We start from the raw sequence: 10,761 nt of genomic DNA on the forward strand, positions 1-10,761 counted from the left end.
GGGTCATTAGCTCAGTTGGTAGAGCAGTGGACTTTTAATCCATTGGTCGATGGTTCAAGTCCATCATGACCCACCATTCTTGGTATCCCTTATTTTTATATTTAATTCCCTCTGAGTTCACACCAATACTGTTATTTAGTACTAGATTCTCGTATAATTCACCCCATAATTGCACTGTAAATTTAAGTGGTCGAGAAATGAGTTTAGCTCAAACTATTATGCCTGAAGGATATATTTTTCCTCCTAAGCCAGCTCCATTGAATATTGATGAGCAAGCGCAGTATAAGGTACGTATAAAACAACTATTAATTGATAAAAATGCGGTACTGGTTGCCCATTATTATACTGATCCTGAAATTCAAGCGCTTGCTGAAGAGACCGGTGGCTGTGTTGCTGATTCACTAGAAATGGCTCGTTTTGGCGCAAAGCATGATGCAGATATGATCATTGTTGCTGGGGTTCGCTTTATGGGCGAAACAGCTAAAATTTTAACGCCAAATAAAACTGTGGTTATGCCAACACTTGAAGCAACATGCTCGCTTGATATTGGTTGTCCAATTGATGAGTTTTCAGCATTTTGTGATCAGCACCCTGATCGTAAAGTGGTTGTATACGCAAATACTTCAACAGCCGTTAAAGCACGAGCTGATTGGATTGTTACGTCATCATGCGCGCTTGAAATAGTAGAGCACCTAGATGAAATGGGTGAAAAGATCATCTGGGGCCCGGATAAACACCTAGGCGCTTATATTCAAAAAAATACTGGCGCAGACATGATCATGTGGGATGGCGCCTGTATTGTGCATGACGAGTTTAAAACCAAAGCACTGAAGGACATGAAAGCACTATATCCTGATGCAGGCGTATTGGTTCACCCTGAGTCACCTGCTGAAATTGTTGCTTTAGCTGATGCAGTAGGGTCAACCAGTCAGTTGATAAAAGCAGCGCAAACAATGGATAACCAAAAGTTTATTGTTGCCACAGATCGCGGTATTTTTTATAAAATGCAGCAGCTATGCCCTGATAAAGAATTTGTTGCAGCACCAACAGCAGGCGAAGGCGCAACCTGTAAAAGCTGTGCGCATTGCCCGTGGATGGCAATGAACGGCCTCAAAGCCATTGAGGAAGCTTTAATAGATGTAAATGGTAAAGAAGTGTTCGTTGATATGGGTCTTCGTGAAGGCGCACTCAAGTCGCTTAATCGTATGCTTGATTTCTCAGCGTCATTACAGCGTTAATATCGTAAGTGTTATTACAAAAGGCCGTTAATTTAAACATTAACGGCCTTTTTTGTTTATATACTAAGCAATTGAAATACAATGCTGAAAAACACCTTGCACGAGTGTGCGCTATTTCATACTATTGCATCGCGTTACACATTAACGCATGTGGTGAGGTGGCTGAGTGGCTGAAGGCGCACGCCTGGAAAGTGTGTTTAGGTTAATCCCTAACGAGGGTTCGAATCCCTCCCTCACCGCCATTATTCTATATCAGGACGTCTCAGGACGTCCTTTTTTGTGTTCGGTTAAATATCTTCCTCTACAAAAACATCAATATAATCCATTGAACTCAAACAAGTTCCATTCAGTTTAAAACTTGGCTATGATGCTGGCTATTCAACAAAAGGATTCTTGATGAAGCATATTCTCCTTATAGTCACAGGTGCAAGCCCACAAGTGTTGACCGAAACCCTTTTCGCTCTTCACGCACAAAACAAGCAGCTCCCAGATGAAGTATTTGTCATAACAACTAAAAGTACAAAAGACACGTTAATTAATGGGTTATTTGTTCAAGGCCATTTAGCTAAACTGATTGAGGACTATCAACTTCCTGATATTAAACTCCCCGATGAGAATATATGGCTAATAGAAGATGATAACTGCCAACCTATTAACGATGCAAAATCTGAAATTGAACAAACATATATGGCAGATTTTATCACTCGTAAAGTGTTTGAGCTTACAAATAATAACGATATTAGTATTCATGCTTCTATTGCGGGTGGCCGCAAAACAATGGCGTTTTATTTAGGTTATGCTATGTCGCTACTAGGGCGTGAGCAAGATTTGCTAAGCCATGTATTTGTGAACGACGAGTTTGAGTTTGTTGCTGACTTTTACTATCCCACACCTTATGATCACATTATTCAAGGGAAAAGTGGAGCTACAATAAATTGCAAAAATGCCCAAGTCACACTTGCTGAAATACCATTTGTACGAATGCGCCAATCAATTGATGAAAATCTAATTTCAGCCATGAAAAGCGCATCGTTTAGCCAAACGGTTGCAAGTTTAAACTCAGCACATAAAAAAGATTTAATCCTCGAAGTAAATGCCAAAGCAAAAACACTCACATTTGCGGGGGTTGAAATAAAACTAACCGCAAAAGAGAGCGCTTTTTATTTATGGTTACACCAATACAGCCAAAGTGAACAAGCTCAATTAACTGTTGGCCGCAAATTCGAAGAAACCTTGCGCTACAGCAAAGAATACTTAACGTTATTACAGCAACATAGTGCAGACTTACGTGTGTTTAGAGACACATTTAGCATCGAGCCCGAAGACTTTCGAGATGGCTTGCACCATACATTAAAATGTATGGAAAAAACCTTTATTCAGCAAGCACGTAGCCGCATTAATAATAAAATAAACAAAGCGTTACCAAATGAACTTGCCAGCAAAATAGATATACGCTCTAATAAACAAGGGTTGGCTACTCACTATTCATTGAGTGCAAGAACACACAACATAAAAATAAAGTTAATAGATTAAATTTCGCAAGCTTGTAAACGCCTAAAAATAAAAATGCTTGGTAGATTAGTACATAAGGAAGTAACGAAGTATGAAGCAATCAATGAACTTTGAACACATTCAAACAAAATGGCCAGAGCTACACCAATTAGCCGCTTTTGCAGAAGAGTATGCGATTACTGATCCACAAAGTTCATTGGTTAAATTGCGCTGCTTTGCTGAGAAAGTCGTTGGTTTTTTATATAAAGAGCTGCGATTACCTGTTTTACCTACCTCGAACATTTTCGATAAACTCACCGCCGATGACTTTACCAGTGCAGTACCGCGAGAAATCACCGATAAACTTCACGCAATCCGTAAAAGTGGTAATCAAGCAGCCCACGAAGGCAAAGTAGACCAACAACAAGCTATATGGATATTAAAAGAAAGCTATTTTATTGCCTCTTATTTGTATATGGCTTACGCAGATGGCACGCAACAAGAGTGCCCTGAATTTAAAGCGCCAGAGCAAACACAGCCTAGTGATCAAACTGATGCCCAGTTTGCAAAAAAGAACAAACAACTGTCCAAGCAATTAGCTGAGAATCAAGCTCGTCTAAAGCGTGCACTTGAAGAGCTAGAGGCCGCAGAGCTTGCGCAAAAACAAGCCCAGCAACAGGCTGCAAAATTAAAGCAAGTGATTGATCAAGAAAAGCTTAAACAGGTGCAAACCCGTAACGAGCAAATAGTTAACTCTAGCTTTAATTTTAACGAAGACGAAACCCGCAAACGAATCATTGATTTAGACCTACGCAATGCACGCTGGCATGTTGCACTTGATGACGAATCAACAGAAGAGGTTGGTAAAGAGGTAAAAGTAGATGAGCAACCAACGCCAACAGGTATTGGCTATGTCGACTATGTTTTATGGGATGACGACGGCAAGCCACTAGCCGTTATTGAAGCAAAGCGCTCACGCGAAAATATCGAAAAAGGCCGCCAGCAAGCAACGCTTTACGCCAACGCGCTTGAAAAACAATATGGCCAGCGACCCGTTATTTTTTACTCGAACGGCTGGGATATTAAAATACTCGACGATGCACAAGGCTATAACAGCCGAGGTTTATACGGTTACTACTCAAAAGACTCACTGCAATACCTCATAAAGCAGCGCACACTTAAAAAAGATTTAAATAAAACGCCGATTGATACAACTGTGGCAGGGCGTTTGTATCAAATGGAAACAATCACCCGAGTATGTGAACGCTTTAGCGATAAACACCGTAAAGCGCTTATTGTGCAAGCTACAGGAACGGGTAAAACGCGTGTATCTATTGCCCTTGCAAAACGATTACTTGATGCTGGTTGGGCTAAGCGCGTACTGTTTTTATGTGACAGAAAAGAGCTGCGTAAACAAGCAGGAAACGCCTTTACAGAATTTACGAATGAGCCAGTACATATTGTGGGCAAAAGCGCTAAAAACACTGCAGCCAGTGCCCGCGTATTTATCGCAACGTATCCAGGTATGCTGCGTATAATGAACAAGTACGATGTAGGCCATTTTGACCTAATCGTTGCCGATGAATCGCACCGATCAATTTACAATATTTATGGTGATATTTTTAAATACTTTGACGCGCTAGAAGTCGGCTTAACCGCCACGCCAGTAGAAATGGTATCGCGGTCAACGTGTGATTTGTTTGGTTGCGATTATAAACTACCCACCGCAAACTACCCACTTGAAGACGCCATCGAACAAGGTAACTTAGTGCCCTACAAAATTGTAAGTTACACCACACAGTTTTTACGCGAAGGCATTAAAAAAGACAACTTAACCGATGAACAAATAGCGCAATTAGAAGAGCAGGGCATTGACCCTAACGAGCTCGACTTTGACGCAAAACAAATAGACGAAACCATTAAAAATAAAGACACCAACAGGCTAATACTGCGTAACTTAATGGAAAAAGGCCTGCGTGATAAAGATGGTCAACTGCCCGGTAAAACAATTATATTTGCCCGTAACATAGCCCATGCCGAATTAATGGCGCAGCTGTTTAGCGAGCTTTACCCACAGCACGGTGCTAATTTTTGTCGCGTTATTCACTCAAAGTATGAACGCGCCGAAGAGCTAATAGACGACTTTAAATCAAGCGACGAAAACAGCATGCGTATTGCGGTATCGGTCGATATGCTCGACACCGGCATAGATGTACCCGAGTGCGTAAACCTCGTTTTTGCAAAACCCATAAAATCAAAAGTAAAGTTTTGGCAAATGATCGGCCGCGGCACGCGGTTATGTGAAAACCTATATGGCCCAGGGCAGCACAAAACTCACTTTTTAATATTCGACCACTGGGCAAACTTTGAATACTTTGACGAAAACCCAGAAGAAGAAGACGTAAAACAAGCTAAATCATTACTACAAAAACTGTTTGAAGCGCGCGTAAACCTTGCACAAACCGCCCTCAAAAAAGCCAATATGGATGTGTTTGATCAAACAATTAAATTAATACACGACGATATTTGTTTACTGCCGATGGAATCAATCTCTGTGCGCGACAACTGGCAAGTGGTCGAAACCTATAAAGATCTAAAGCGCCTTAACCAATTTACGCCTAATACAGCCAGCGACTTACTCGAAAAAGTCGCGCCACTTATGCAATGGCGCAACATAATGGGGCAAAGTGAAGCGTATAAACTTGATTTTGAGCTAACAATTATCCAAACACTGTTATTAACTGATGCAAATCAAATTGATCTAGCCAAACAAAATGTGATGAGTAAAGTTGAGTCGCTACAAATGCACTTAAACGAAGTACGCACAAAGGCCCCTGCAATAGCAGACATACAAACCGAGCAATATTGGCAATATCTAACACATGCAGCACTTGAGCAAAGTCGCACTGATTTACGCAGCATTATACATTTACGCAATAAAAGCGTAACGCCGCCGACAAATGATTTTGTACTTGATATAAAAGAAGACACAAACCAAATACACGAAACCGACAGGCTGACAAAAATAGTCTCTATTGATTATCAAATATACCGCCAAGAGGTTGAAAAAACACTTACCCCGTTATTTGAAACCGACAGTGTACTGAAAAAAATTCGCAGTGGCGAACCAGTAACCGAAGCTGACTTAGCGCAATTAAGCTCGTTAGTGCATACGCAAAACCCAAGTGTAGATTTAAATACATTAAAAGAGTTTTTTCCCGAATCAACCGCCACGCTCGACAAAATATTGCGTACCATTGTCGGTATGGATAAAAACGTCATAGAGCAGGGCTTTACTGCCTTTGTTCAGCAAATACATACTCACGTAAACTCTAAACAACAGCGCTTTATTGGTATGCTAAAAAACCATTTAATTCGCCACGGCTCTATTGAAATAGCCCAGCTTTACGATGCACCTTTTACCCAAATACACGACATGGGGCTAGACGGCATATTTAGTCAGCAACAAGCCGACGTAATCGAACAATTTATTAAGCAGTTTGATGTAGAATTGGGCGATAAAAATCAATCTGTTGAAAAAGAGGTGCGGCTGTAAATGGCTAATCATGTAGAAGTGTTTCAATCTGATGATGGTGCCTTACAATTATCAGTTTCATTAAAGAACGAGTCAGTATGGCTTACTCAAGCAGATATGGCAGTATTGTTTGATAAAAACAAACGTACAGTGTCTGAACATATTCGTAATATTTTTAAAGATGAAGAGTTAATAGAAGAGGCAGTTGTCCGGAATTTCCGGACAACTGCCTCAGATGGTAAAAGCTATACTGTAAGCCATTATAATCTCGACGTTATTATTTCTGTGGGTTATCGCGTTAAATCTAAAAATGGGGTGCGCTTTCGCCAATGGGCGACTAAAACGTTAAAGCAGCACTTATTAAAAGGCTACACCTTAAACCAAGAGCGACTAGCACAAAACGCAACAGAGTTAGATAACGCATTACAACTCGTTAAACGTATAGCTGTTTTGCCACAAAACAGTGAGTTTGGTGCAGGGCTTGTAAATATAATTGCCAGTTACACGCAAACCTTCTTATGGCTACAACAGTATGATGAAGGACTGCTTAATTCATCAAAAGGGGAATTAGGCGGCGCACTTACACCACTTAATGATGCAAAAATCGCGATTTCACAGCTTAAGCAAAACCTTATAAACAAAGGTGAAGCCACCAAGCTATTTGCACAAGAACGTAACAACGGCCTAGGCGCCATTTGGGGCGCATTAGATCAAAGTGTATTTGGTGAGCCTGCCTACCCAAGTATAGAAAGTAAAGCGCGCATTTATTGTACTTTGTTGTGAAAAAGACACCATTATTCGCTTAATCGAAAATTTATTAAGCCAAACTGAAATAGCATAAAACGTAGTCGGATAAGCCAAAGCGCCATCCGACACCATGATAAAAAATTTAATCAATACAACGAGCGCTATAAAGCGCTCAGACTAGGAATACTATGATCACCGGACCTTTAAAAAGTAAAATAGACAAACTATGGGAAGAATTTTGGACAGGCGGTATAACTAACCCGCTGACCGTAGTAGAGCAAATTACTTTTTTAATGTACGCCCGCATGCTCGACATGAACGAGCAAGCCGACGAAAAACGAAGTGCACGTACTAAGCAGCCGTTTAACCGCCGCTTTAACGACGACGAGCAACACATTCGTTGGCAAAACCTGCGCCATTTAGGGGCCGAAGAGTTATACAAACTGGTTAAAGATGAGCTGTTTCCGTACTTTTCAAAAACATCAGACGACGTATCGCCAGAAGGCGTGGTATTTAACGAGTTTATGAAAGACGCGCAATTGATGATCCAAAAGCAAAGCTTATTGGTAAAAGCCGTTGAAATGGTAAACGACTTACCACTTGAAAATGCCGATACCAAAGGTGATTTATACGAATACTTGCTTAGTAAACTTACTACCGCAGGCATTAACGGCCAATTTAGAACCCCGCGCCATATTATACGCGCCATGGTTGAAATGATGGACCCAGATGTTACCAGCCAAATTTGTGACCCATCAACCGGCACCGGTGGCTTTTTATCGGTAAGTTACGAATACCTATTACAAAAATACACATCAGCCGAGGGCATCGACCGTGAACCCGTGCTTGATGTAGATGGCAACGTTCAATTGGACGACAGCGGTAAACCGCTCGAAAATTTGCTCTACTCAGGGGATTTAATAACCCCAGAGCAGCGCAGCCACATAGATGCTCACATGTTCAACGGCTTTGACTTTGACGCCACTATGCTGCGCGTAGCCGCCATGAACTTAGTAATGCACGGCATTAAACAACCGGGCATTCATTATCAAGATACCTTAAGCCAAAACTTTAAAGAGCACTACCCGCAAAAAGCAAAAGAAGGGTACGACATAATACTCGCCAACCCGCCATTTAAAGGCAGCCTAGACGAAGAAGACGTATGCCCTGAGTTATTACGCAAAGTAAAAACCAAAAAAACCGAGCTGCTGTTTGTTGCCCTTATTGAGCGCATGCTAAAAGTGGGCGGGCAGTCGGCTACTATTGTGCCCGACGGCGTACTCTTTGGCTCATCAAAAGCGCACGTACAACTGCGCCAACTATTGGTAGATAACAACCAGCTAGAAGCCGTAATCTCACTGCCAAGTGGCGTGTTTAAACCCTACGCTGGTGTATCTACAGCTATACTTATATTTACCAAAGGCGGCAGCACAGACCACGTATGGTTTTACGACGTACAAGCCGATGGTTTTAGCTTGGATGACAAACGCACCCCAATAAAAGCTAACGACTTACCAAGCCTAATCAGCGAATTTAAAGCCCGCGATAAAGCTCAGGCAACAAGTGATAAAAATGACAAAACCCAAAAGGCGTTTTGGGTCAGTAAAGAAGACATAGCCAGCAATAAATACGACCTTTCAATCAACCGCTACAAAGAAGTGGTGTATGAAGAAGAAACGTACGATCCGCCAAAAGAGGTTTTAGGTAAGCTAGTGAGCTTGGAAAACGAAATACTCGCTGATTTGAAAGAGCTGGAGGGGATGTTGTGAGCTGGTCTGTTGTAAAACTAGGTGATGTAGTTAAGTTTATTGGTGGATCACAGCCCCCTAAATCAACATTTAAATATGAGCCAATGGAAGGCTATATTCGTTTATTGCAAATTAGAGATTATAAATCGGATAATAATTTAACGTTCATACCAGAATCATCAACCAAAAAGTTCTGCTCTAAAAAAGATATTATGATAGGACGTTATGGTCCTCCTGTATTTCAAATACTTCGAGGGTTAGAGGGGGCCTATAATGTTGCTTTAATGAAAGCGGAGCCAAGTAAAAGCGTCGATAGAGATTATCTGTTTTACTTTCTGAGACAAGATACTTTATTTAGACTTATAGATGGTTTATCGCAAAGAACTGCTGGCCAAAGTGGTATTGATATGGATGCATTAAAAAGCTATCCCATGCTGCTCCCACCACTGGACGAGCAAAAGCGCATTGCTGCGATTTTAGATAAAGCCGATGCTATCCGCCGCAAACGCCAACAAGCAATCCAACTCGCCGACGACTTCCTACGCAGTGTATTCCTAGAGATGTTCGGAACTGATTTGCAGCGAAGTACTAGTGTTACAACATTTGGCGATGTATCAATTCTTGACGCAAAGATGGTAGATCCACGAGAAGAAGAATATTTAGATTTATTACATATAGGACCAGATCGTATTGAAAAAAACACAGGGAAATTATTACCTGCATTAACAGCCAGAGAAGAGCAACTAATAAGCAAAAAATTCTTATTCGATAACCAATATATACTTTACTCTAAGATTCGTCCCTATTTAAGAAAGGTTGCCGTTCCTGATTTTAAAGCATTATGTTCTGCGGACATGTACCCGATTAAGCCTGTTAAAGGAAAGGTAACACGTGAATTTATGTGGATGTTACTTCTATCAGATTACTTTGATAATTACGTTTCTTCATTGCCAGCGCGAGCTAACATACCAAAACTTAATAGAACAGAATTAGCAGCATTTAAATTTTCATTACCTGATTACACCAAGATTGAAAAATTTACTGCGGTAGTACAAAAATCACATCAGGGTACTAAAAGTATAAAAAGTAGTTATGTTGAATCTAATAACTTATTCGATGCACTAAGCCAAAAAGCCTTTGCGGGCGAACTATAACGCTAGTTATAAAAATAACAACATGGATGTTACATGACCCAACGTAAATTAAATAAAAACATAACTGAGACCCCGCTTTTAAGACAAGCCGCTTATTCAACACGGAAGGATAAATAAAAGTGCAGGGACAAATAAGACGCATGAATGAAGTGGGTGATACGGTATTTTTAGCACCCACGCCATTACTCGGCTACGAGGAATTGGTATTAAAAAGCTTAGGCTCGAATACCTACCGTGGCTTTCATCGTAAAAATAATACTTGCTTAGGCGCATCACATACCTTTAGAGATGTGTTAACTAAAAAAAAGGATTATTTAATAAACGCACTCAATAATCTCACCTCTGAAATAGAGTTAAACAAACTTGCAAACGAGTTATGTAGTGAGCTAAAAATTGAACTGAGTAAAAACATTAAACCTTCGCAGTTGCAGTCGTTTAATAAAGCGCGAAAGCCCGTTGATATTGTATTCGAGCACTTTGTAGCAATGGGGGAAGACTTTGCACCAGCAAGAAAAACCGTCACACCATGGCTATTTTTACCCCTTGATAGCCAAATATTTCAGTCAGAATTTATATTCACCGCCCAAGAAGCCATGGCTTTAGACATTAAACGCCGTTTTACTTATAAAGATATTAAAACAGCCCAGCACTACGCTGATATACAAAAATTTTTAAAAAATAAAGCGGCAAAAATAGGTTTAAACCACCGTATTTATTTTGATTTGGTTTGGAATAACCGCTATGAAAGCAACGGCACCAATTTATTTTTAACCAACCCAAGAAGAAAATGATAAACAGTTAGACAGATGAAATTATGTTGTTAATACACCGTGGTTTAACAGTATAGT

The 10,761-nt window shown here is 40.5% G+C and carries 7 protein-coding genes and 2 tRNA genes; all 9 read left to right on the top strand.

All coding sequences use genetic code 11. The annotated features are described in order from the left end of the window. Window positions 1-76: transfer RNA gene (locus ACHUE3_RS04560), tRNA-Lys, on the top strand. A 121-nt stretch (window positions 77-197) separates the two neighbouring features. After that, a complete protein-coding gene (nadA, locus tag ACHUE3_RS04565; protein WP_394190635.1) occupies window positions 198-1,238 on the top strand; it encodes a quinolinate synthase NadA in 1,041 nt (346 codons plus the stop codon). 152 nt (window positions 1,239-1,390) lie between these two features. Further along, window positions 1,391-1,480, top strand: a tRNA-Ser gene (locus ACHUE3_RS04570). A gap of 154 nt (window positions 1,481-1,634) precedes the next feature. Next, window positions 1,635-2,771: a CRISPR-associated ring nuclease Csm6 gene (gene csm6 / locus ACHUE3_RS04575; protein ID WP_394190637.1), complete on the top strand. Its 1,137-nt coding sequence runs from the start codon at window positions 1,635-1,637 to the stop codon at window positions 2,769-2,771. 70 nt (window positions 2,772-2,841) lie between these two features. Continuing rightward, window positions 2,842-6,285 carry a type I restriction endonuclease subunit R gene (locus tag ACHUE3_RS04580; protein ID WP_394190639.1) on the top strand — a complete coding sequence of 1,148 codons (3,444 nt, stop codon included), beginning with the start codon at window positions 2,842-2,844 and terminating at the stop codon, window positions 6,283-6,285. Continuing rightward, window positions 6,286-7,047: a virulence RhuM family protein gene (locus ACHUE3_RS04585; RefSeq protein ID WP_394190641.1), complete on the top strand. Its 762-nt coding sequence runs from the start codon at window positions 6,286-6,288 to the stop codon at window positions 7,045-7,047. Window positions 7,048-7,199: 152 nt separating this feature from the next. Continuing rightward, window positions 7,200-8,780, top strand: coding sequence for a type I restriction-modification system subunit M (locus ACHUE3_RS04590; RefSeq protein ID WP_394190643.1), 1,581 nt, complete (start codon window positions 7,200-7,202; stop codon window positions 8,778-8,780). Beyond that, window positions 8,777-9,913: a restriction endonuclease subunit S gene (locus ACHUE3_RS04595; RefSeq protein ID WP_394190645.1), complete on the top strand. Its 1,137-nt coding sequence runs from the start codon at window positions 8,777-8,779 to the stop codon at window positions 9,911-9,913. Before ACHUE3_RS04590 ends, ACHUE3_RS04595 begins: the two co-directional genes overlap by 4 nt. Before the next feature lie 119 nt (window positions 9,914-10,032). Beyond that, window positions 10,033-10,704 (top strand): hypothetical protein, encoded by a 672-nt coding sequence (locus ACHUE3_RS04600; RefSeq protein ID WP_394190647.1) that lies wholly within the window; start codon window positions 10,033-10,035, stop codon window positions 10,702-10,704. Window positions 10,705-10,761: the final 57 nt, after the last annotated feature.

The sequence above is a fragment of the Pseudoalteromonas atlantica genome, assembly GCF_043641955.1.
Lineage (GTDB): Bacteria > Pseudomonadota > Gammaproteobacteria > Enterobacterales > Alteromonadaceae > Pseudoalteromonas > Pseudoalteromonas atlantica_A.